Below are 23,304 nucleotides of genomic sequence, written 5' to 3' on the forward strand. Positions count from 1 at the left end.
ACTTTAATATAATGAATACCATTATTATACTGTTTTCCGGTTACCGCCGTCAACCGGAACAGCAGGTTTAGACTGAAAAATACGACAAAAAACCACAGCCGGGGCAATTGCCTGTCCGGCTGTGGTTTTTCAACAATCATTTAACTATTATTTGTAATTTACAATCTTTCCGAAATCCGGTTTCAGAGATGCTCCGCCAACCAGACCGCCGTCAATATCTGCCTGAGCAAATAATTCAGCCGCGCTGGAAGCTGAAACAGAACCGCCGTACTGGATGCGGACCGCTTCTGCAGTAGCTTCATCGTAGATTTCGCCGATGCATACGCGGATAGCCGCGCAGACTTCCTGTGCCTGCTCTGTAGTCGCAACCTTTCCTGTTCCGATAGCCCAGATCGGCTCATAAGCGATAACTGCCGTCTTGGCCTGATCTGCCGTCACATTCAGGAACGCGATCTTAATCTGCTGACGGATCCAGTCAATGGTGATTCCCTGCTCTCTCTGTGTCAAACTCTCGCCGCAGCAGATAATCGGTGTTAAGTCATGTTCAAATGCTTTCAGAACTTTCTTATTAACGGTTTCGTCTGTCTCTGCAAAGTACTCTCTTCTCTCAGAGTGGCCGATGATAACATATTTTACACCTGCGTCAACCAGCATATTTGGAGAAATCTCGCCTGTAAACGCGCCCTTCTCTTCATAATACATGTTTTCCGCACCGATATTGATGTTGGTTCCTTCAGCGGCTTTCATAGCCGGAATGATGTCGATTGCCGGTACGCAGAATACCACATCCACTTCATCATTCACAACCAATGGTTTTAATTCATTCACTAATGCCACGGCCTCTGTAGGCGTCATGTTCATCTTCCAGTTGCCAGCGATAATTTTTTTCCTTGCCATTCCCTTATTCTCCCTGTTTATTTATTTATTGTCTGCCGCAGCCACGCCTGGTAATTCTTTTCCTTCCAGGAATTCCAGAGAAGCGCCGCCGCCTGTGGAAATATGTGTCATCTTATCAGCGAATCCAAGACGTTTTACAGCGTTTACAGAATCTCCGCCGCCGATAACCGTGGTAGCATCCTGTAATTCAGCAACGGCACGGCATACTTCCAAAGTTCCTTCTGCAAAATTGGAGAACTCAAAAACGCCCATCGGTCCGTTCCATACCACTGTCTTAGCGCCTTCCAGAGCCTTCTTGTACAGTTCGATGGTTTTCGGTCCGATATCAAATCCAGACCATCCTGCGTCGATCACTTCCACAACTTTTCTTTCTGTATCATTGGAGAACTCTTTTCCTTCCACATGATCTACAGGAAGGAGCAGTTTAACGCCTTTGGCTTCTGCCTTCTTCACCATCTCCAGAGCATAGTCCAGTTTATCCTCTTCACATAAGGAATTGCCGATCTCCTGTCCCTGCGCTTTTGCGAAGGTATACGCCATACCGCCGCCAATGATTAAGGTATCCACTTTATCCAGCAGGTTGTTGATTACATTGATCTTATCAGATACTTTTGCTCCGCCCAGGATTGCAACGAAAGGACGAACCGGGTTCTCAACTGCTTCGCCCAGGAATTTGATCTCTTTTTCCATCAAGTATCCAACAACATTCTCTTTGCAGCATTTTGCCACGCCAACGTTGGAGCAGTGAGCTCTGTGGGCGGTACCAAACGCGTCATTTACGAAAATACCATCGTCGCAAAGGTCAGCCAGCTCTTTTGCATATGCTGCAGCCGCATCATCTTTGCCGTATTTGGTTTCTTCCACTCTGTAACGGGTGTTCTGAAGCAGCAGTACTTCTCCGTCTTTTAATTCAGCGGCAACTTTCTGTGTCTCAGGTCCTGTAACCTTAGGATCATCCACAAATTTCACTTCCACGCCTAACCGTTCAGCCAGAGCCGGTGCAACAGGCGCTAAAGACATCTCAGGAACCGGTTCTCCCTTCGGTTTGCCAAGGTGGGAACAGAGAATTACTCTTGCGCCCTGGTCAAGCAGTTTCTTGATGGTTGGGATCGCTCCGTCAATACGGTTGTAGTTCTGAATCACGCCGTCTTTTAACGGTACGTTGAAGTCACAGCGGACTAATACTTTTTTGCCTTTCAGATCTTTTAAATCATCAACAGTTTTTTTGTTTAACATGGGATTCTTCCTCCTATTATCATTCCTAATGGACAAAATCCGGGCCCCGGGCCGGATTGAGAGTTCAAACAGGCCCGGACTCAAATTTTGTATACATTATTCTTATACACTTCAAAAGGGCCCGGCCCAAATGACCGGACCCTTCTATGGATCGTTATAAAGTCTGCGTCTTGATCCGCAGAACGATATTAAGCTAATTCAGCGAAGTATTTGATTGTTCTTACCATCTGGCTTGTGTAAGAATTCTCGTTGTCATACCATGAAACAACCTGTACCTGATACAGATCATCACCGATCTTGGAAACCATGGTCTGAGTAGCATCGAATAAAGAACCGTATTTCATACCGATAACGTCGGAAGAAACGATCGGATCTTCGATGTAACCGAAGGATTCGGAAGATGCTGCTTTCATAGCTGCGTTGATGCCTTCTTTTGTCACATCTTTGCCCTTAACAACTGCTACTAAGATTGTGGTGGATCCTGTCGGAACCGGAACACGCTGTGCAGAACCGATTAATTTGCCGTTTAACTCAGGAATAACTAAACCGATGGCTTTTGCTGCGCCTGTTGAGTTAGGAACGATGTTAGCTGCGCCGGCTCTTGCTCTTCTTAAATCACCTTTTCTGTGTGGTCCGTCAAGAATCATCTGATCGCCTGTATAAGCGTGGATGGTTGACATGATACCGGATTCGATCGGAGCATAGTCATTCAGAGCTTTCGCCATAGGAGCTAAGCAGTTTGTTGTACAAGAAGCTGCGGAAATGATTGTATCGTCAGCTGTAAGAACTTTTTCGTTAACACTGTATACAATAGTCGGAAGGTCATTGCCAGCCGGTGCGGAGATAACAACTTTCTTAGCGCCTGCATCGATATGAGCCTGGGATTTCTCTTTGGAGCAGTAGAAGCCTGTACACTCTAATACTACGTCAACACCAATTTCTCCCCAAGGAAGATCAGCAGCGTTCTTTTCTGCATAGATTTTGATTGTCTTTCCGTCAACAGTGATGGAATCTTCTCCAGCTTCAACTGTATGTTTTCCTTCACCCAGATGTCCGGCATATCCGCCCTGAGCGGTATCATATTTTAATAAATGAGCGAGCATCTTAGGATCTGTTAAATCGTTGATTGCAACTACTTCGTATCCTTCTGCACCGAACATCTGTCTGAAAGCCAGACGGCCAATACGTCCAAAACCATTGATCGCTACTTTTACTGCCATAATTAATTCCTCCTAAAGAATAATTTTAAATGATTGTTAAAATATAATCAACCTACAGATCATTGTACATAAAAAAGTACGAAAGATCAAGTAGTTTGTATTATTTTTTTCATTTTCATTAAAAACGCTTATTTTATCAGGTTTTTAGGGCTTTACGTGGTCATTTTGAGTGGCTGCGGCCAAATCGCTGCAAGAGCCAGATTCCTTAGAACACAGTCTGCTGCCTACTTCCTGTTGTAGTAGAATGGCACATTTCTTCAAAATTATTCTTAAAATAAATGTTTCCATAAAGAGCTGATGCCATGTCATCCATTGATATTGTACCAGAATCGGATCACATTGACAACATCTGTTTAACAGAATCATTCTGATCTTCCGTCATAATCCCTTCCTTATTATATAGCTGCATTCATCCCGATCTCTCATTCCATCGGTGAAACACTTCATACACATTTTCAGGTCTGGCTCCCGGACCGAATTCACACTGGGCAATGCATCCGCCTTTTGAATACAGGGCGCCGTATATCTCATCCACTGCCTGCCTTGTCATTCCGATGTGGGGAGACGGCAGTATATTCTGCCGGTCAATCTCGCCCCAGAATGTGATCTTTCCTTTAAAAGGTTTTAAATTCTCCACTCCCATGCAGAAAATCTGGGAGTTTAAGGCATCCACGCCGATCTCAATCAAATCCGGTATGATTTTCAATATATTTCCATCGGAATGCATGAATAATTTCTTGCCGTGTCTGTGAGCAATTTGGGCATACTCTTTATACATGGGTTTAAATAACTCTCGCCATATGGACGGGTTAATCAGAAGATTGTTCTGCGCGCCCCAGTCGTCCATGATCTGCAGCCCATCCACATCCGTTTTGGCCCAGATTTCCAGTTCATTGCAGTAATGTTCATGCATTTTTTTCATAAATGATATCATGGCATCAGGAGGAAACATAAGGTCCATATAAAGATTTTCCGTCCCTCGGATAAACTGCAGACGTTCGAACGGACGGGGAAAACATCCGCTTAACAGGTATTTGTCCCGGTTTTGGCGGCAGAAGCGGTTGATTTCCTCCACATCCAGCGTGAGATTTTCGTCCGGTATATGTACATTTTCCCAATCCTCCCACTCTTCCCCGCAAACCTGAGGTTCTTTCATCTCCCCTGCTATTCCGTTCTGCACATTCAGGAAGGTACAGCCCCATTCATCCGTATAAGAGCCGGCTGCAAATTTATTGCCCCTTTTAACCTTGCTGGCCTCTCTGCACAAAACCGGCGGACTCACAATATCATCCGGAAATTCTCCGGATATCGCAGCCAATTGTTGGGGATAATTCAGCTTTGCCCAGTTTAATACCCACATCTGCCGCGGAACCCGTCCGGTATGGCAAAACTCCAGTGTATCGGCTACCAACTGTTTCGATGTCATTTTTATGATCCCCTTTCTATTTCTTATACTCATCTTCCAGCATATCCGTCTCTTTCCATTCCCCGCTGTTAAAATCCACGATCAAGGTCTTCACCTCAAATGCATTCATAGTCAGCCTGATCGTCTTTTTACATCCGGTAAGCTTTAATTCAATCTCTTCAGATTTTGCAAAACCATGATAAAGGCGGATCAGGAAATTATCGGAATAATGGCATCTTTTTATGACTGTTATCACCGTAGCGTCCCCCTTCAATTCCAAAAGGCCATGGATTCTTTCTCCATCCCCGCTTGGGAAGAATGACATGAGATACGGCGTCTCATGATGACCGGCCGCCTCCCGTTCCAGTTTTTTCAGCCTCTCCTGAGCCATTTCCCCATTGATCCAGAAGTTAAAGGTATGAACTCCCTGATCGGTGTGGGGCACATAACCTTCATTATATAGAATATACCGGTCTTCGTCCCTGACCAGGCAACCGTATCTGGGAGAACGCACCAGAGACATGCGGATTTCGCCGGATTCAAAACTGGAACCGTAGCATCTGTCGTTGATGACAGAAAGCATCCGTCCGTCACCGGTATCCAAAATGCCGGTCCATTTCTGTGCAACGGCTTCATCTCCGTTCTCATACAACCGGTCATAACCGTACATCACCTGTCCCATATATTGGGGCTGTTTCAAACATGACGGAATGCTGAGCTTCAGCATTTTATTTTTTTCATTCCAGTGGACAATTGCTGTCACCTTCAGTTCCGTCCCTTTCCTGGGAAGGCAGTATCTGAGACACAGTTTCGATTCATTCCACTCAAAAACCGCCTCCAGAACCACCCTGACTTCCCCGCTTTCCACAATATGAACCGGAGACAACAGTTTTCCGTAAACACCGCAGAATCTAGTGGCATCAATATCTGCCGCCAATTGGAATCTGCCGCAGACGTTCCGAAATGATTTGACAAATGTGCCGATGGAATGGTCGTTATCTTCTATCACAACCGGTGTAAATGCGCCTTTTTCAAGGTAATCCGTGCCATTTACACAGTAACGGTCCAAAAGCCCTGTCCTCGTATTGATTTCTACCAGCAATTCTTCCGTCTCAAATCGGTAAACGCCGTTATCATAAGGAAATACTGTTGGGATTTTCTTTTCCTGTTTTTCAATCCGGCAGTCAAACCTGGTAATCTGCATGGGTTTCAAAACTGCTCTGAAAGCCACTTTCCGCCTCCACTGCATGGGCATTTGACAAGTTTCCTGTTCAAGCTGGCTGGGGATTTTCACTCCATCCTGATACACCAAGGGCACTGCCGCAAAATGTTTCCTGGAAAACTCTTCATTCATATGGAACTCGCATTCCCAGATTCCTTCAACCGGATAAGGATGAGGATTATATGCCATAATGGGGATCTCCCCATCCTCTGCCTTTATCTGGCCGCCGGTGAGGGCGAAAAATGCTTTGACTTTCACTCTGGCCAGCAGTTCCAGCCCGTGATCCATTCTGCGCAGGGAATCTTCCATGGCAGGCGGTATCACGGTTCCCGGCAAGATATCATGGAACTGGGAAAACAACAGATCCTGTTCTGCATCTTCCATCACGTCTCCCGGGTATTGGCATAAATTTAAGGCTGCCGCGTGGGATACCATCTTTTCCGTCACAAACAGCTCGTTCTCCAGTTCGCGGAATTTTCTCTTGATCTCCCCCTGGGTGGTATAACAGCCGGGCGCCCAGGGATTTAAATCATGGGCGATCTCAGGAAGGCGGCTTTCCTGTTCTTTCAATTCTTCAAAAAATGCCTCCGGCGTGGAATGTACGATCTGCCGTCCCTGTTCTTTCTCAATCATGGAATTGATTTCCGTCAAATCGATTCTGGAAGGCCCTCCTCCATGGTTTCCGATTCCCCAAAGCATCAACCCTCTCGGCACATCCCCTCTCACTTCCAGGTAATTTTGTAGTTTTTCCGCCCCTTTTCCAAGTTTTGAATTGTAGATTGCGTAATGGCGGTGCCCAAATACCTCAGATCCGTCGTAGCCTTTCCATTTAAAATTATCATATCCCCATTCGTCGATCACTTCCCCCAGAAACTCCCTGAGAGGGCGGCAGAATAAGTAACCTTCATATCCCGTCTTTTTAAGAATCTGCACCAATCCCCGGGAATGGCCGAAGGAATCCACGTTGACCGCTACAGTGGGCACACAGTCAAATTTCTCTTTAAAATAGCGCCGCCCCTGCTCGATCTGACGGATAATCCCTTCTCCGGAAGGCATATTACAGTCGGGCTGAAGATACCAGCCGCCCATAATATGCCACTTTCCGGCCTTCACCAGGGCTTTAATCCGTTCAAACAACCGGGGTTCGTATTCTTCCACCCACTGATACAAAACCGCTTCATTGTGGTTGAACACAAATCCCTCATAATTTTCGCAAAACTCCGCCGCCACCCGGAATGTGGAAATGGCTTCCGCCGCGCCTTCGTCCCAGCGCCAAAGCCAGACCGGGTCCAAATGGGCATTGCTGATCAAATGTATTTTCTGCATCCTATATTTCCTCCTGTTCTGTCGGTTGATAAACTCCGTATGTTCTCCATAAATCCACAATCAGCTCATAACGTTCCAGAGGCATGCCCGTATAAACGCAATTGGAGGTGGAAAATATGTAGCCTTTCCCATCGGACATCCCTTGTTCAAGTGAATACAGTGCGGACATTCTCACCTCTTCTTCCGTTCCGGTCTGCATCAGACCGCAGTTCACATTTCCCATAAGGCACATCTTGTTTCCATACAGCTTCTTTACCTCCCCTATATCGATCCCCGCCTGTGGATCAAGAGAGTGAAGGGCATGGGGGCCAGCCTCTGCCAGTTGGTCTATTATGGGCATAATATTTCCGTCCGTATGCTTGATCGTATAAAACCCCATTTCCCTGTAGGACCGTATCAGCCGCTTCAGGTAAGGAGCGACAAACTCGCCAAACATGCTGGGGCTTAAAAACGGCCCTGAATTAAAACAATAGTCGGAACAGAGAATAAATCCGTCTAAAAGGCCTGACCGCTCATAAATTTCAGCCTTTTTTAACGCTTCGTCCACCATGCACTCTGCCTCCCTCCGCAACGCTTCCGGTTCGTCTGCCAGCCTGTAGGAAAATTCCTCCAATCCGTTTCCATCCGGTATCCCATAGGTGGCATCGCCATGGGTCAGAATCATATATTGTCCTTTCGTGCGCTCTGAGATCACATTGAGAAACTCCAACTGATCCCTGATATCCGGGAACAGATAATTAACAAATATGGCATCATATCCGTATTTGGAAGCTATCTCAGCATAAACATCCGCCATATCCTCCATTGTCAGTTTCTTTTCCCTCAGGCTCATCTGATTCCATTGGGCATAGTTTCTGTGTTTTGGATGAACCCGGCCCAGGGATTCCATGGTTAAAAACATAGAGATTTCAAAATGGGGCACCCGCCCTCCCACTCTCTCCAAATTAAGTGTTTTCATCAGCCGTTCTCTGCCTGTCATATTCCCCTCCTCAACCTTTTACCGATCCCGAAAGACTGTCAACAAACTGTTTCTGTACCAATACAAATAAAATAATAGCAGGAATGGAGATTACCACGGCCGTAGCCATAAGCCCGCCCCAATCCGTCTGGTTATAGCCTTCATACGCCCTAAGGCCGATGGTGAGCGTATACATGCTTTTATTGGTGGTAAATGACAGGGCGATAATAAACTCCTGCCAAATCCTGATAAATGTGTAGATCGCTCCCGATATAATCCCCGGTATGGATACCGGCAGGATTACCCGGCAAAAACACTGCCAGATATTGCATCCGTCTATCATAGCCGCTTCTCCCAGATCCGCAGGCACATCCACGAAGAAACCGGTCAGAAGAATCACGGCAATGGGCACAGAACTTCCCAGATAGGATAGTACCAGCGCTTTATAAGTGTTCAAAATTCCCATTTTCCCACAAATAATGTACAGCGGTATGATGGCGATCACCACAGGCAGCATTTGAAGGGATACCAGCAGGCTGGTTAAAATCCTGGTTCCCCTAAGCTTCAGATAGCCGATGGCAAATGCGGCCAGGGTCGCTATGAGAATAGTCAGAATGACAGTGGCAATTGTTATGATCAGGCTGTTTTTCGTATATAACAGAAGATTGTTCTTTTCAATCGCATTGACATAGTTATTAAGGGTCATATCAGACGTAATGAATCTGGGCGGCGATGTAAAAATATCCTTCTGGGATTTAAATGAAGTCGACAGCATCCATGAGAACGGAAAAATACAAAAGACGACGATCACAGCCGCATAAAGATACCTAAGACCATCAAAAATCTTCTTTTTCCATTGATTATTCATCTTCATTGGCACTCCTCCTCTATCGTCTGAAGCCCCCACAGCTTCCTGATCCCTTTCGTGCCCGTTCTAATACCGAATAAGATCACAATCATGGATACCATCATCAGCACAGACATTGCGGATGTGATTCCAAAATCATAATTGGCAAACGCCTTTTTCTGTATGTAAACGGGAAAAATGGTAGTGGCCCCCAAAGGCCCGCCGTCTGTCATGGTGTATATGATTCCGAACGCATTATAAGACCAGATAAAGATCAGAGTAGCCACCCGGGCCACCACCGGCATAATATACGGAATCGTAATATAGCGGAATATCTGGAACTTATTGGCGCCGTCCACCAGGGCTGCTTCTTCCCAGTCCAACGGCATGGATTTCTTTTTGGCATATACCATCACCGACATAAACGGAAACGCCCTCCACACATTTGCCAAAATAACCGCCAGCATGGCCATATCCCCATTTCTGAACCAGGAAAAATTGGAATCAATGATATGGAGCTGCATTAAAATCCGGTTGAGAATTCCGTAATCGGATGCCATCATCCATTTCCAGGTATAGCCTGTCACTGTTTCTGGAATCACCCACGGAATGAGAAGAACGGTCTGGAGAATCACTTTCCCCTTTAATTTAGAATCCAAAAGCATTCCAACCGATATTCCAAGAGTTAAAATCAAAACCATATTTCCAATAGTCCAAACCACTGTTTTTCTTAAAATCCCCAAAAAATCTTCAGAGGTGAAGATTCGTATATAATTATCGAAAAATATAAATGGTTTGTCCATTTTAGTCAATTTGTAGTCTAAAAAGCTGTACCCGATATTAGCAAGAAACGGATAGGCCACCATTAAAAGCAGCACCGCCGCCATAGGGGCAAGAAACAGGTAGACGGTCTTTTTATTTCCTTTTGCCATGATATCCTCCTCACCTTATGTTCCGCAGATTGATTTGAAAAGGGCTGCCACATATCATATTTCGAATGTGGCGGCCCCTCCCTTTTATTCATGATATCCTTTATTTAATATCCTTTACTTTTGGTATCCCTTTTCCTTTAACAATGCATTTACACCGTCTTCAGCTTCTTTTGCCGCCTGCTCCGGTGATTTTTCCCCCAGTACGGACGCTATGAAATTATTTCCATAGATATCTACCAGTTCATTGAACTCAGGAATAAAATTCTTAACCGCTGTCTGGGATGTCTGGAGCTGTTCTTTCAAAATTCCATATTCTTCGGTGTTGAACGGAGGATAGTTATAAGCGTCCTGAACCGGCGGAAGGCCTGAACAGATAGAAGCATTCACTTCTGGATTCACGATAAATTTAATAAATTCCCAGGCCGCCTCTTTATTCTGTGATTTCGGCGATACTCCCAGCATCCAACCTCCACTGGTAGAAGCTGTCCCTTCCAGCCCCTCCGGATTGAGAATTAATTGATACTCTGTTCCCGTTTCCTCCACTGTTTTAATGAAATCCTCACGGGCTGTCATCCAGGCTCCATATGTATACATTGCGAATTTACCGCTGGCAAATGCATTGTCAATCATGGCGTTATCGTAGCTTATCATGTCATTGGGCATGTATTTGGCCATTTCTGTAGCCCATTTGAAAAAGTCAATACCTGCCTCTGAATTAAGCCTGCACACGTACTGTCCGTCGTCCTCCACTTCGTACAGGTGCAGCCCATTGGCGATAAGCCAGTTCCCTTGAATATACACACAGGGAAGGGTTCTTGAGATATTCATGGAATAACCGAACTGATCCGGGGTTCCGTCTCCATTGGTGTCCTTTGTGACTGCCTTGGCAATTTCCAGCATATCCTCTTTTGTCTTGGGCAGTTCCATGCCCGCTTCCTCCAGCATCTTCGTATTGACGGCCAAAACTCTGGTATCTGTCTGGAATGGGAATGCATAGATCCCCTCTTTATACTTGCACAAATCAGCCATAGCAGGTGTAAATACCTGATCCACATCAAAATTATCCTTTTTTGTAAACTCCTTCATATCAGCTAGAATTCCGGCTTCCACCAATGCCGGTAAGGTAGAGTTGTTTACCAGAATCACATCATAATAATCCCCTCCCGCATTGGTTAAAAACAGCTTATTATCCAGCTCTGTCCATGGAATATATTCTCCCTCAATCTCCACATTAGGAGCGATGTCGGAAAATTTTGCAAAGGTTTCTTCCAGATTGGCAAATTCATTTACCTCAAATTCCGTGGAACTGATCATCTTGATCTTTACCTTTTCCACCGGTGCCTCTGATGATTTTTTCTGTTGCTCCGTCTGAACCTGCTCCTCCTTTTGTGTCTGCTGCTCCTTCTGTGTCTGCTGCTCCGAAGATGCAGCCGGCGTCTGCGGCTTACCGCATCCCGCGGTTACAGACATCACCAAGGCCGATGATAATATCAACGGTATCATATACTTTTTACATTTCATACGACTCCCTCCCGTCATTTTGACTATTTTCCAGTTGCTTTTCTCATATTTTTAGTATAAATTATACACTTCCCCCTGTACATTCCACATTTAATAGATTAGGTGTACTATTTTACACAAATAAAGACAGAGTAAACATGGAGGCACCTATCAAACGCTACACAGTAAATAAGACCACCCCGCCAATCCTTTATTGATCTTTTATTCAGCCAATACCCAGCCGTGAAGAAGGGAACTCCGGAGCGGAGGGCCTTGGATCAAAAGGCCCTCCGCTCCGGAGTTCCCTTCTTCGCGGCGTTACTTTCACGAATAAATCAATTAAATCCCCCCTTATCCCGATAACTCTGCGGAGACACTCCCGTCACTTTCTTGAATACCTTCAAAAAATATTTTACATCAGAATATCCCACATCCGCAGCGATCTGATAGACTCTCATGGACGTACCAGACAGCAGTTCTTTGGCTCGTTCCACCCTGTAATTCATCAGGTATCTGGAAAACCCAATTCCTGTTTCTCTGCTAAAAAGCTGGGAAAAATAAGAACTGCTGATGGATAAATAACTTGATAAATCCTGTACTGAAATATCTTCTTTATAGTGAAGATGAATATATCTTAAAGCATCACGAATAATTTTTTTCTGTACATTTTCACTAGATGCATAAATGCTATCGGAAAGAAATGCAAAAAAGCTTTCCAGTTTTATTCTGATATCCGCAATACTTTTTATAGAAAACACCCAGGTGAGCACCTCATTATCCTCTTCTATCTGATGATTCAATAGCCTTCCTGTCTCTTCCGTAACCGCAATACATTGGGTCATAAACCGGAATAGAATGGTGCCCAGTTCAGATTTTCCGATATAGGGCGCTTTATCCAGGATTTCATCCAACAGTTCCCCGCCATGGGCATGAGCCCATGGGATGCCCTTTTCTCTGAACTCTTTAATAAACGCAGGAACGATGAGGCTGCACTGATGAAGGGCATTCTTGTGAATACTAGCCAGTTCATAATCTGTCAGAACAGAGGCTTTAGGCAGCTGCATCGAATTTTCCTCCAGAAGATTTAATCTGGCCAAAACCTCTCTAAGCCCCTCCATTCCCACACCATTACCACCTACACAGCAATGGTACTGATCCCAAATCCGTCCCATTTCCAAGCGCTCACACTGAGATTTCAATAGATGGGATAAATCCTGTTCCCCATTTTCACTATATACGATAACAACTACCATATCCATATACGGAAACAGCTCATAACCTGCATCACCGCAAAAGCTCTCTCCCAGCCGACTCTCCATTGCAGTAATAATCCGGCTCATAATTCGTTCCTGAATGCCGTTAAACTCCCATAAAGCACCACTGTATCTGATCTTCCCGGTCATATTAATGCCTGAGAATTCGCCCAGTATAGATTTAACTGCATCGATAGGCTGTTCCAGGTCAATTAGTTTCATATAAAACAGATGTTTTAAGCCGGCATCCTCTTTATTGCCGGATGAAGCTGAGAATTTTTTTTCCGTCTCCCGGATCATACGGACTGCCCTTTTTACAGCCTCCATCAAACTGACTTCATCAACCGGCTTTAAGATATAGTCAACCGCTCCCATTCGCAATGCATCTCTTGCATACTCAAACTGGTCAAATCCACTTATCATAATGGTCTTTACCGCAGGATAATGTTCATGGATCCATTTAATCAGCTCCGTCCCTTTCATCTCCGGCATCACAACATCGGATATGACGAGATCCGGTGCATCGACCCTCATTTTTTCCATGGCGTCAATCGCATCCACCGCCGCCCTTACAGAGGATATGCCATATGATTCCCAGTCAATTGTACGGGTCAAGCCTTCTCTAATCCATTCTTCGTCATCTACAATCAGTAATTTATACATCAATATCCCCCTTCTCCTGAATTGTTTTTTTGGGTATCACAATTGTAATGGTTGTGCCCTCTCCTTCCCGGCTTTCTATCAATAGGCGGCCATTTTCCCCGTATGCCAGCTTCAGTTGGTTATTTATATTCCTAAGGGCGAAGTTGCCTAAAGAAGTGTCTTCTTTTTCTATATCATCCAACAGGATTTTAAGTTTTTTCTCCGACATCCCGATGCCGTTGTCTTCCACCACCAGTTTAATGCATCGTTCCAATTCGATGCCTGACACAATGATAACCCCTTTTTGTCCATTCTGTTCAAATCCGTGCATCACGGCATTTTCAACCAGAGGCTGAAGAAGCCATTGGGAAATGAGAAGATTCTCTATCTCCGGTTCTAAGTCCACAATTAACTCCATCTTATCACCGAATCTTAGCTTTATGATATCCCAATAGGCATACACAAGTTCTACCGCTTCCGATATAGTAACAACCTCCCGTCCCTCCTGAAGACTTTTCCTGTAATAATTGGATAAGGCAAATGTCATTTTCGCCACTTCATCATTTTTCCCCATCCGGGCCATCCAGTGAATCGTATCCAGCACATTGTATAGAAAATGAGGATTGATTTGAGACTGTAAAAGCTTAATGCGGGCATTTTTTGCCAATAATTCCTGCTTATACAGCTTCATATTTAATTGTGTCACCGTTGTGAGCATCTTATTGAAATGGCCGCCGATTTCACCAAATTCGTCTTTTTGGCTCTCCAGCGGGCTGAGCGTAAATCTTCCGGATTCATTGTCTTTCATCGTACCGATTAAACTGTTCATCGGTTTATAGAAAAGGTGGTACACATAAGAACCGAAAAATAGGATTAAAACAACGGAAACCAACAATATTATTTTCGTTATCACGCTCACGTCTCTGATGACATAGTCGATTTCATTCATCGGCATAACAGAAATCAAATGACAGCCCGTCGCTGCCGAAGTCGTATACACATAAAAATCATCATCCTTAGTAAAATAACCAGCTCCTCCTTCATATCCTTTATCCATTTTCAAGTCTTCATACTCAGTCGTACCGCTTAAAAGATTAAAATCCCCATCCGTCAAATAGACATTTGCCCCTGGAGTAGTTTTAAGTTCGGCTAAAAGGCGGTCAATCGTGGACTTATCTATATTGACATAAAAAGTAAATAATTCATTCTGCTGGTAGATACATGTTCTCTTGGCGCAAAGCAGTTTCTGACCCGCGTAGGTGCCGGAACTTGGCATATAATTTACCAGATTTTTATCGATCAGATATAAATCCGATTTATGTCCGGTCTGTTCAATCAGGCTGGTCCAACCGAACCGGTCAAACTGCTTCTCTGTTGTATAACCGGCTGTTTCCGTAGAAAATCCCCTTTTATTTTTCCAATCCACCAGAAAAATCGAATCGATATTGGGATTCGTATTTTTAAGTTTCAGCAGTGAATCCCTTATGTAAGCCGTGTTTATATAATTCTCATACGGCGTCATAAGATCTACATCCAAGTCAATTCTTTTTTGCAGGTCTTTATCGAATAAAATATTGGCCGATACATTATCCACCTCACCCATTGTAATATCTACCAACTTCAGAATATAATTCAGACTATTTTGCTGTGAAAGACTCATCTCATGTTTAAGCACGGAGGTCGTGCGATTCAGTAGCAAAAGCAAAATCAGCGTACACGGGATTACCGTTATGGTAATCATAAAACAAATCAGTTTAAATCTTATACTGTTTATTTTCTTCACTTTTTGATATCCCTTCCCACCAATGGCCAAATTTAAAACAACAGCACCTGTTATAAGCTAGTTTATCAAAAATATTTAACAAAATCCAGAAATGAATAATATGGCCATTTCCGCAGATACTATTTTAAAAAAAGGAGATAACAAAATGGATCTTAACGATACAATCTGCCCATGTCTTGGAATTACCAACGGAATGATCAAGGAGGCTGTGGATTCCGGCGCCAGAACCTTGGAAGAGGTGCAGGAAATAACAGAAGCAGGCACCATATGCGGTGCATGTCTGGACGATGTGCAGCAGTTAATTGATGAGCTTGTCAAAGGTAAATAAAAGGCTGCCCGGACATCAGGCCGGCCGCTGATCCGGAATCTGTCATAAAATCCGGACCAGCGGCCAATCCTGTCATCTCTTTTTTACATAAACATCGGCATAATAAACCCCAAGATCCAGCGCTTCCTGGTGATGGGCAACCGCCAGATCGATCTTCTTACCTTTTATCATGCCACCGGTATCTTCCGCCCGGTATTCCTTACCGTTGATTATGACTACGGAGCCTAAAGGAATCACTCTGGGATCCACAGAAATCAGGCCGGGCCGCACATCCAGGCCGGTTGCCGTCTTTCCGCTTCCTGTTCCGCAGATATGCTTGTATTTTTCACAACAGTAATGGCTGATTTTAAATTTCCCCATATAAACTGCCGTTTCCTCTTTGGACAGGTATTCCGATTTAATGAAGGCAGTCATGCCGTCCTTGGAAACCATACTCCAGCCGCCCAGTTCCAGCAGGACCTCGAACCGTTCATTGTATCGGGTATGTCTGTATACTCCGCAGTTTGTATTGGGCTCCATCCGTATGTTGATATCATTGGACACCGCATATCTTGTGGAAGTATCATCAATATATTGTAATCTCTGTATAAACTGTTCCGCGGTTATGATGCGCGCTTCCCTTTCATCCGCCTGCGCAGCGGTGTCTGTCACTGTAATAATGGATAACACGGTAATCATAAATAACAAAAACTTTTTCATCTGATCTCCTTAACGCTTATAAATAAGGCTATAGCCTTTTTATGGGGCATATCTGTTTTCTCCGGATCCCCTTCTCATAGACGGGCCGCACCCCTCATATTAAGAAATCATTGACTAAATCAGCCGTTTTATTCCATTTTTTTAAATTTTTTTTATTTTTCACCGTAAAACATGTATAAAAATGAAAAATGCCGTCCAATGACCGCATCGGTCATTAAACAGCATTCATCCCTTCTTCACATCCCCCTGCCGGCCGCCAGATATCTGCTGATCTCCGTCAGCCAGCCCCCTACATCGATGGGCTTTGTCAGGTATCCGGTCATTCCGGCCTTGCGGGCTGCTTCGATATCCTCTTCATAGGCATTGGCGCTCATGGCAAATATGGGTATCCCGGAATCGGCGCGTTCTAAAGCGCGTATTCTTCTTGCCGCCTCATAGCCGTCCATCTCCGGCATCTGGATATCCATCAGGATCAGATCATATTTACCGGGTTCCGATTCCATAAAGTTCAGCACGCATTCCGCCCCGTTCTTCGCGCAGCTCACATCGGCGCCTGTTTCCATGAGAATATTCCGGATAATCTCCAGATTCAGCTCATTATCTTCTGCCAGCAGTACACGGCGGTTATTAAAATCAAACTCATCCGGTTTTATAAATTCCTCACCGCCCTCCTTCTCTGCGTTTTGGTAAAACATACGGCGCAGCACAGACGGGAACAGCGGTTTTTGGACGAATCCTGTAATTCCCGCCGCCTCTGTTTCGTCCCTAAGATCATTCCAGGCATAAGCAGCCAGAATCATCGGTATCTTCGCGCCGCCCGCATTGCGGATCAAATCCACATCCCCATGTTCCAGAAGATCCCGGTCAATCAGGATGAGCCGGATTTTCTGTTCTCCCTCCTTTGAAATGAGCGCTGCCGCCTCCGTTCCATCGGCCGCCCACAAAGCCCTGATTCCCATCTTTTCCAGGGTCTTAACCAATTCCACCCCCTGGTCTTTGTCACCGCCAGCCGCCAGCACTGTTTCACAGGCTGTCAACTGTTCTTCCCCTTCCTCCCGGCAGATGGCAAGGGGAAGGATTACGGTAAACATGGTTCCCCGGCCCTCTTCGCTTTCAACACAGATGCTGCCGCCCATCAGTTCCACAATCTCCTTGGTGATGGCCATACCGAGGCCGCTTCCTTCTATCTTGTCCACCTTGCTGTCCCGTTCCCGCACAAATGCGGAAAATACGTCTTTTAAAAACTCCGCTTTCATGCCGATTCCATTGTCGGCAAAAGAAAACCGCATGGAAGCCGTATTTTCATCCTTCCTATCCAATTCCTCTATGTCAATGATAATGCTGCCGCCTTCCGGCGTAAACTTAACCGCATTTGTTAAAATATTTATAAATATCTGGCTCAGTCTCAGGCTGTCGCCTTCAAACTTCTCATGACCTATCCCATGAAGACGGATGGAAAACTTCTGGTGTTTGGCGCTTATGAGGGGATAGATCATATCCACCAGCCCCTCTATAACTTCAGCCAGGAAAAATGGTTCACGGCTCAGGACAATCTTACCGCTTTCAATTCTGGACATATCCAGAATATCATTGATCAGCCCCAGCAGGTGCCGGCTGGAATGGGTGATCTTTTTCAGGCAGTCCTTCACCAGTTCCGGCTCATCCGCATGGGTTCCCGCTATAGCTGTCATCCCCATGATCGCATTCATCGGCGTGCGCATATCATGGCTCATATTTGCGAGGAATACGGACTTTGCCCGGTTCGCCCTCCTTCTGCTTTCCAGTCTCAGAAACATATTGCAGACTACCAGGATCATCAGCAGAAATACTGCCATGGAGGCGGCGCAGAGGGTGATCAGGTTTTTAAGCAATCCTGCCGTCCTTTTTGTGATCACGCCTTGAGGCACCGTGCTGACCACCGTCCAGCCGTTTACTTCCATGGGACGGTAATACGCGAATTTTTCAATTCCAAAATCGGAATAGGCCGTCATGCCCTCCCGGCGGCCTAAAATATCATCCCGCATCGCATCCAGGCTGTAACCGGAGGCAAACTCCATATTTTCCATAGACTGGAACAGGTTATTGTATTCCATGCTTCTGGCATGGATCACCAGATCCCCATTCCTGTTTATCACATAGGAATACCCTTCCTTATCGAAACTGTCCACCTGGACATCTTCCCCCAGCTTGGCCGTGCTGACCATAGCCGCCAGAATCTGCCCTTTTTTCCCGGGAACAGGAACCGACATGATGACGCCGCCCACCGCTTTATCATAAAAGATCCTTCTGGTAATATCCGAAATAAAAACTTTGCCCATGGAAGCGGCCTTAAAATACTCTTCCTCCGACACGTCTTCCGGTTCCGGGAAAACAGATGCCGCCAGCCGGCCGTCACTGTCCGCGATACCGATGTACTCAAATCCCAATTCTTCCGCTATATCTTCCAGATATTCCACCTGTTGGGATGTTTCCTCCACAGAGGAAACAAAATTGGCAGCCAGGCCCAGTTCCAGCAGTTGTTCCGACATCATCTTCTCCATATAATTGGAAATGTGTCCGGACACCTCGGATAGGCGGGAACAGTTCTCCTCTTTTAAAGTTCGTTCAAACTTCCTGATATAATTGAAAAACAAAACGCCGAACACCGCCACAATGAAGATCAGCGCCGCAATGGCAAATAAAAAACGCCTTTGTTCTTTATTGAGCTTTTTCATCTGACCGTTTCCTCTTCTTTCTTCATTCAGGGGGATAACGAAGCTCTCTTCCTCCTGAGCTCATCCATATCCCTCAGACATTCCTCCGCCGTAACGTCTTCATCGGAAGACATATAATCCCGGATACAGACCGCATCCCATTGGGAAAATCCTTTGATGTTGAGCCAGGCGATGGAGTCATTATAATTTTCTTCAATCCACCGTGCTGCTTCCACATACTGAGGCGTAGAAATGCTGGCCTTCTGGCCTTTGAAAACAGGGGCCGTGTAAATCCCCTCAAACGCATCATTATAATTATAGGGATCAGCCATGAAGGAAATCAGGTCAAGAGCCGCCTCCACCTGCGCCCCATGGCGGTTCACCATGAATAGTGAGAGATTGGGCCCTTCAAATGTCCCCTTCTCCGGCACCCCCACAAAGGCGGGCATCAGCCCAAAATCCGATGGATCCCCTTCAAAATCGGTATAGAGCCAGGTATCCCAGCAAAGCATCATGGCATATTCGCCGCTCTCCATGGCCGGGCTCATTCCGGCCCAGTCATTTTCCATGAAACCCTCTCCCAGATAACCGTTTTTTGCCATCCTCCGGTACCAATCCGCCACAGTTTTCATCTCCGGCAAATCGGCATAATCCAAAGTCCCCCGGTTGATTTCCTCTAAAACCCCGTTCTGTTTGACAATGGTATCCAAAGGGAACTGGTAGAGCAGCATCGTAGGGGAGCCGCAGGGAAGATACAGCGGCGTGATCCCGTTTTGAAGCAGCGTTTCACAGGTCTGCCAAAACTGCTCCTGCGTTTCCGGAGGGGTGATCCCATACCGTTTAAACAGCTTCTTATTATATAATGTTCCTGACACAGACGCCTCCCAATGGGGAAGTCCGATCACCTTACCATGATAAATGGCCTGATTCACCGCAGTATCAGTCAAGTCCTCCACCCATGGAGCCTCACTGAAATCATAAAAATTCGCATCAGGGTCAAATGCATCGATATTGACGCCTCCGAAATACAGGAGCACATCCATACCGGACTCCTTGTCCATAATCGCTTCAGACACCCGCTCTTCCACCTGATCTGGTGAAAATGCTTTGATTTCCACCGCATTCCCGGTCATCTCCTCATACCGCCTGAATGCCCGGCTAATATAACTGCGGGTCAGATCATCTTCCCTGCCCCATACGGTTATGGTCCGCCCGGTCACAGTCCCCCACTCGTATACAGGCGCAGAAGTATTTTCCATATTCTTAATCTCCGGTTTCGTACAGCCGCACAGACAAACAGCCGCCGCCAGCGCTGCAGCCCGGAAGAACTCATGTTTTCCCATACTGTCTCCAAGCCTCCTGATACCTGCTATTATAGCATAGAATATCATTCGCATAAATTGGATTTTCAGGAAAAATTTCCATAACAAAAAGATGACCGGAACGGTCCGAACCCCCGGATCATTTCCTGCCATCCTTCTTTCATTTACATCTCATTTTTAACATAACCTGCCAGATTGTAAGCATGGTCAGATATACGCTCCATGTTGCTGATAATATCCAGGAATACCACGCCTGCCGAAGGAGCGCATTCGCCGCTGGAAAGGCGCTCAATGTGCTTCTCTCTCAGCTCCTCTTCAATGCTGTCCACATCGTCCTCATACTGGCTCACCTTGCGGACGGAATCCATATTTCCATTCTGCCTTGCGTCAATGGCATATTCAAATGCTTTTAACACAGAGCTGCTGATCTCTTCCAGATCCGCGATCCCCGTCTCTGAGAAATCCAGATTGTGTTTTACCATATATTCCGCCGATTCGGCCAGGTTCTCCGCATGATCCCCCACCCGCTCAATATCGCTGACACTGTAGAACAAGTCGTTGACAACCAGCTTCTGATGTTCGGTTAACGATAAATTATCCACTTTAATCAGGTATTCGGTCAGAAGTTTTTCCATGTTATTGATCACTTTCTCCATTTTATAAACTTCTTCTATCTCATCGATATTACCTGTAATTATGGCGTCTATCGCCTTTTTCACATTGGCTGTCGCAATCTGTCCCATATGGACCACTTCCAAAGCGGCTGTTTCCACCGCAAATGCCGGTGATTCGAAAATTCTTTCATCCAGATGGCGTCCTGCCAGAACCGCCTCATCATCTTCTTCATATTCCCCTTCGCCCAAACTGCTTTCCGGTTTTTCCTTCACCAAAATGCCGGACAATTTAACCAGTTGATTGGCAAATGGAAACAACAGCGCCGTATTGGTCAGGTTGAATATGGTATGGAAAATGGAAATCTGCACGGCTGATATCCCGCTGGTGCCAAACGACGGCCTGATGGTAAATAATACAAATCCCAGCACTCCAAAGAGGATGGCGCCGATGATATTAAAACTCAGATGGATTGCCGCGGCCCTCTTGGCGATTCTGGAACCGCCTGCACTGGAGATCATGGCAGTCACACAGGACCCGATGTTCTGACCCAATGTAATATAGATAGCCGCCCCAGTGGTCACCACCCCGTTCATCGCCAGCGTCTGGAGAATACCGACCGACGCGGATGAACTCTGAAGCAATGCGGTAACCAATGCACCGATCAGCATTCCTAAAAGCGGATTGCCGCCCAGAACTTCAAACGCTTTTGCAAAGATAGGCGCATCCGTATATACGGAAATCGAATCGGACATCAGATCCAGTCCCATAAATAAAAGCCCCAGTCCGATTAAAATCTCCCCGATTGTTTTTTGTTTCTGTTTTTTCGCAAATACCAGTAAAAGAGCGCCGATACCGATTAAAAACGGCGCATAAAATGCCGGCTTCATAACTTCAAACGCGTCTCCAAGCTGGCTCATGGATACAATCCACGCGGTAATTGTGGTACCGATATTGGCGCCCATAATCACGCCTACCGCCTGGGACAAATTTAAAACCCCGGCACTTACAAACCCCACTACCATAACCGTGGTAGCCCCGCTGCTCTGAATGATCGCAGTGATCAATGCACCCAGCCCGACTGCCAGAAAACGGTTATTTGTCAGCATCCCCAAAAACTGGCTCATCTTAGACCCTGCAGTTTTCTGCATACCGTCGGCCATGATATTCATACCGTACAAGAACATACCAAGACCGCCCAAGAACCCAAACAGATTCGAAATGTCACTGATTGACATAAATTCCTCCTAACATGAAAAAAATATCTTTCGTATTTCTGCACGCGCAGACATATCAATGATAACATAGACATGGTTTTTAATTCAATCATTTTTAAAAATTATGTAAAATTTCGTTAATTTTAAGTTAAATCGCCAAATCTGCCCATATCTGCTGTATAATATCCCTAAGACCGGCATGGATATCCTCCCTTTCCGCCTTTTACGGGCCGTGAAATTGGAAATGGTATCGTGCAAACATCACACAAAAGGAGCAGCACCATGTTTTCTGACTTTCATACGCACACTGATTTTTCCGGCGATTCCGACACACCGGTTTCCAAACAGCTTGACCGGGCCGTTGAACTGGGAATGAAGGAAATCTGCATTACGGATCACCACGATCATGACATCATCATCCCCGGCCTGGGGCCTGTTTTCGAGCTGGACATCGACGCTTACCTCCCATATATGAACCGGATACGGGAAACATATTCCGGCCGGATACGGGTAAACATCGGCATTGAGCTGGGCCTGCAGCTTCACCTGAAAGAGTATCTGGAAGATTTTGTCCGTAAATACAACTTTGATTTCATCATTGGTTCCAGCCATTTCATCGACCGTATGGATCCTTATTATCCTGAATTCTTTGCAGGGCGCACCGAAAAAGAGGCCTACAGCCGGTATTTTGAAGTCACCCTGAAGCGGGTGAAGGAATTGGACTGTTTCGACGTATTCGGCCATCTGGATTATGTCGTCCGCTACGGCCCAAATAAGAATCAATTCTATTCTCTGAAAGAATACGGAGATTTGATCGACCCGATCCTGAAAACATTGATCGAAAAAGGAAAGGGGCTGGAATGCAACACCGGCGGCTACAAATACAAGCTGGGCCACCCCAATCCCAGCGAAGAGATTTTGTCCCGCTACCGCCAATTGGGCGGTGAAATCTTAACCATTGGATCTGACGCCCATGCGCTGGAGCACCTGGCTTATGATTTTGAACGGTTAAAGCCAGTGCTTGAAAAATGCGGATTCCGATATTATACGGTATTTCATGAGAGAAAGCCGGAGTTTATCAAAATTGGGGGTTAATTGAGAAAGATACGCAGGAAAGCGGGACGAGGGGACAGACTGGATGTTTGGATGGGGGCGGGCCCAGGGGAATCCTTCGGGGATGAAAACCAGCTTCCAACCGTAAGTGAAACTAAG

At 45.7% G+C, this 23,304-nt stretch carries 17 protein-coding genes; 2 read left to right on the forward strand and 15 right to left on the reverse strand.

Annotated features, from left to right (window positions below; all coding sequences use genetic code 11):
• Positions 1 to 147: 147 nt before the first annotated feature.
• From tpiA to GPL15_RS09870, 11 genes are all read right to left on the reverse strand, one after another.
• A complete protein-coding gene (tpiA, locus tag GPL15_RS27395) occupies positions 148 to 897 on the reverse strand; it encodes a triose-phosphate isomerase (protein ID WP_252198267.1) in 750 nt (249 codons plus the stop codon).
• A gap of 21 nt (positions 898 to 918) precedes the next feature.
• Positions 919 to 2,133, reverse strand: coding sequence for a phosphoglycerate kinase (locus GPL15_RS27400; RefSeq protein ID WP_252198269.1), 1,215 nt, complete (start codon positions 2,131 to 2,133; stop codon positions 919 to 921).
• A 188-nt stretch (positions 2,134 to 2,321) separates the two neighbouring features.
• The gene (gene gap / locus GPL15_RS09830) at positions 2,322 to 3,353 is read right to left on the reverse strand and encodes a type I glyceraldehyde-3-phosphate dehydrogenase (protein WP_215698501.1); all 1,032 of its coding nucleotides are present in this window, start codon (positions 3,351 to 3,353) and stop codon (positions 2,322 to 2,324) included.
• A gap of 409 nt (positions 3,354 to 3,762) precedes the next feature.
• Positions 3,763 to 4,779, reverse strand: a complete 1,017-nt coding sequence (locus GPL15_RS09835) for a uroporphyrinogen decarboxylase family protein (protein WP_215698502.1) — start codon at positions 4,777 to 4,779, stop codon at positions 3,763 to 3,765.
• Between the two features lie 16 nt (positions 4,780 to 4,795).
• Positions 4,796 to 7,306, reverse strand: a complete 2,511-nt coding sequence (locus tag GPL15_RS09840; protein WP_215698503.1) for an alpha-mannosidase — start codon at positions 7,304 to 7,306, stop codon at positions 4,796 to 4,798.
• Position 7,307: 1 nt separating this feature from the next.
• Positions 7,308 to 8,285 (reverse strand): uroporphyrinogen decarboxylase family protein, encoded by a 978-nt coding sequence (locus GPL15_RS09845; RefSeq protein ID WP_215698504.1) that lies wholly within the window; start codon positions 8,283 to 8,285, stop codon positions 7,308 to 7,310.
• Between the two features lie 10 nt (positions 8,286 to 8,295).
• Positions 8,296 to 9,138: a carbohydrate ABC transporter permease gene (locus tag GPL15_RS09850; RefSeq protein WP_215698505.1), complete on the reverse strand. Its 843-nt coding sequence runs from the start codon at positions 9,136 to 9,138 to the stop codon at positions 8,296 to 8,298.
• A complete protein-coding gene (locus GPL15_RS09855) occupies positions 9,135 to 10,043 on the reverse strand; it encodes a sugar ABC transporter permease (protein WP_215698506.1) in 909 nt (302 codons plus the stop codon). Before GPL15_RS09855 ends, GPL15_RS09850 begins: the two co-directional genes overlap by 4 nt.
• Before the next feature lie 114 nt (positions 10,044 to 10,157).
• On the reverse strand, positions 10,158 to 11,564 hold the full coding sequence (locus GPL15_RS09860; protein ID WP_215698507.1) for a sugar ABC transporter substrate-binding protein: 1,407 nt from the start codon (positions 11,562 to 11,564) through the stop codon (positions 10,158 to 10,160).
• A gap of 314 nt (positions 11,565 to 11,878) precedes the next feature.
• Positions 11,879 to 13,459 (reverse strand): response regulator, encoded by a 1,581-nt coding sequence (locus tag GPL15_RS09865; protein ID WP_215698508.1) that lies wholly within the window; start codon positions 13,457 to 13,459, stop codon positions 11,879 to 11,881.
• The gene (locus GPL15_RS09870) at positions 13,452 to 15,041 is read right to left on the reverse strand and encodes a sensor histidine kinase (RefSeq protein WP_215698509.1); all 1,590 of its coding nucleotides are present in this window, start codon (positions 15,039 to 15,041) and stop codon (positions 13,452 to 13,454) included. The genes GPL15_RS09865 and GPL15_RS09870 overlap by 8 nt, the downstream gene beginning before the upstream one ends.
• Before the next feature lie 325 nt (positions 15,042 to 15,366).
• Here GPL15_RS09870 and GPL15_RS09875 point away from each other — a divergent pair, with 325 nt between their 5' ends.
• On the forward strand, positions 15,367 to 15,549 hold the full coding sequence (locus GPL15_RS09875) for a (2Fe-2S)-binding protein (protein ID WP_215698510.1): 183 nt from the start codon (positions 15,367 to 15,369) through the stop codon (positions 15,547 to 15,549).
• Positions 15,550 to 15,621: 72 nt separating this feature from the next.
• Here the strand turns inward: GPL15_RS09875 and GPL15_RS27710 are convergent, their stop codons facing one another.
• The 4 genes from GPL15_RS27710 to GPL15_RS09895 form a co-directional block, all read right to left on the reverse strand.
• Positions 15,622 to 16,248, reverse strand: coding sequence for a 3D domain-containing protein (locus GPL15_RS27710; RefSeq protein ID WP_215698511.1), 627 nt, complete (start codon positions 16,246 to 16,248; stop codon positions 15,622 to 15,624).
• 236 nt (positions 16,249 to 16,484) lie between these two features.
• Positions 16,485 to 18,962 carry a response regulator gene (locus GPL15_RS09885; protein WP_215698512.1) on the reverse strand — a complete coding sequence of 826 codons (2,478 nt, stop codon included), beginning with the start codon at positions 18,960 to 18,962 and terminating at the stop codon, positions 16,485 to 16,487.
• 26 nt (positions 18,963 to 18,988) lie between these two features.
• Entirely contained in the window at positions 18,989 to 20,284 is a 1,296-nt protein-coding gene (locus GPL15_RS09890; protein ID WP_215698513.1) for an extracellular solute-binding protein, read from the reverse strand.
• Between the two features lie 143 nt (positions 20,285 to 20,427).
• Positions 20,428 to 22,113 carry a Na/Pi cotransporter family protein gene (locus GPL15_RS09895; protein ID WP_215698514.1) on the reverse strand — a complete coding sequence of 562 codons (1,686 nt, stop codon included), beginning with the start codon at positions 22,111 to 22,113 and terminating at the stop codon, positions 20,428 to 20,430.
• 261 nt (positions 22,114 to 22,374) lie between these two features.
• Between GPL15_RS09895 and GPL15_RS09900 the strand changes: the two genes are divergently transcribed.
• A complete protein-coding gene (locus tag GPL15_RS09900) occupies positions 22,375 to 23,187 on the forward strand; it encodes a histidinol-phosphatase HisJ family protein (protein ID WP_215698515.1) in 813 nt (270 codons plus the stop codon).
• Positions 23,188 to 23,304 lie beyond the last annotated feature (117 nt).

Source organism: Clostridium sp. MCC353, assembly GCF_018785315.1.
Lineage (GTDB): Bacteria > Bacillota > Clostridia > Lachnospirales > Lachnospiraceae > CHH4-2.

What these genes read in the sequence shown, in the direction of transcription:
- GPL15_RS09895 (WP_215698514.1), bottom strand. Translation starts at nt 22,113, where the DNA reads ATGTCAATCAGTGACATTTCGAATCTGTTTGGGTTCTTGGGCGGTCTT.
- GPL15_RS09875 (WP_215698510.1), top strand. Translation starts at nt 15,367, where the DNA reads ATGGATCTTAACGATACAATCTGCCCATGTCTTGGAATTACCAACGGA.
- GPL15_RS09890 (WP_215698513.1), bottom strand. Translation starts at nt 20,284, where the DNA reads ATGGGAAAACATGAGTTCTTCCGGGCTGCAGCGCTGGCGGCGGCTGTT.
- tpiA (WP_252198267.1), bottom strand. Translation starts at nt 897, where the DNA reads ATGGCAAGGAAAAAAATTATCGCTGGCAACTGGAAGATGAACATGACG.
- GPL15_RS09870 (WP_215698509.1), bottom strand. Translation starts at nt 15,041, where the DNA reads ATGGGTGAGGTGGATAATGTATCGGCCAATATTTTATTCGATAAAGAC.
- GPL15_RS09855 (WP_215698506.1), bottom strand. Translation starts at nt 10,043, where the DNA reads ATGGCAAAAGGAAATAAAAAGACCGTCTACCTGTTTCTTGCCCCTATG.
- GPL15_RS09865 (WP_215698508.1), bottom strand. Translation starts at nt 13,459, where the DNA reads ATGTATAAATTACTGATTGTAGATGACGAAGAATGGATTAGAGAAGGC.
- GPL15_RS09840 (WP_215698503.1), bottom strand. Translation starts at nt 7,306, where the DNA reads ATGCAGAAAATACATTTGATCAGCAATGCCCATTTGGACCCGGTCTGG.
- GPL15_RS27400 (WP_252198269.1), bottom strand. Translation starts at nt 2,133, where the DNA reads ATGTTAAACAAAAAAACTGTTGATGATTTAAAAGATCTGAAAGGCAAA.
- GPL15_RS09900 (WP_215698515.1), top strand. Translation starts at nt 22,375, where the DNA reads ATGTTTTCTGACTTTCATACGCACACTGATTTTTCCGGCGATTCCGAC.
- GPL15_RS09835 (WP_215698502.1), bottom strand. Translation starts at nt 4,779, where the DNA reads ATGACATCGAAACAGTTGGTAGCCGATACACTGGAGTTTTGCCATACC.
- GPL15_RS09845 (WP_215698504.1), bottom strand. Translation starts at nt 8,285, where the DNA reads ATGACAGGCAGAGAACGGCTGATGAAAACACTTAATTTGGAGAGAGTG.
- gap (WP_215698501.1), bottom strand. Translation starts at nt 3,353, where the DNA reads ATGGCAGTAAAAGTAGCGATCAATGGTTTTGGACGTATTGGCCGTCTG.
- GPL15_RS09860 (WP_215698507.1), bottom strand. Translation starts at nt 11,564, where the DNA reads ATGAAATGTAAAAAGTATATGATACCGTTGATATTATCATCGGCCTTG.
- GPL15_RS09850 (WP_215698505.1), bottom strand. Translation starts at nt 9,138, where the DNA reads ATGAAGATGAATAATCAATGGAAAAAGAAGATTTTTGATGGTCTTAGG.
- GPL15_RS09885 (WP_215698512.1), bottom strand. Translation starts at nt 18,962, where the DNA reads ATGAAAAAGCTCAATAAAGAACAAAGGCGTTTTTTATTTGCCATTGCG.
- GPL15_RS27710 (WP_215698511.1), bottom strand. Translation starts at nt 16,248, where the DNA reads ATGAAAAAGTTTTTGTTATTTATGATTACCGTGTTATCCATTATTACA.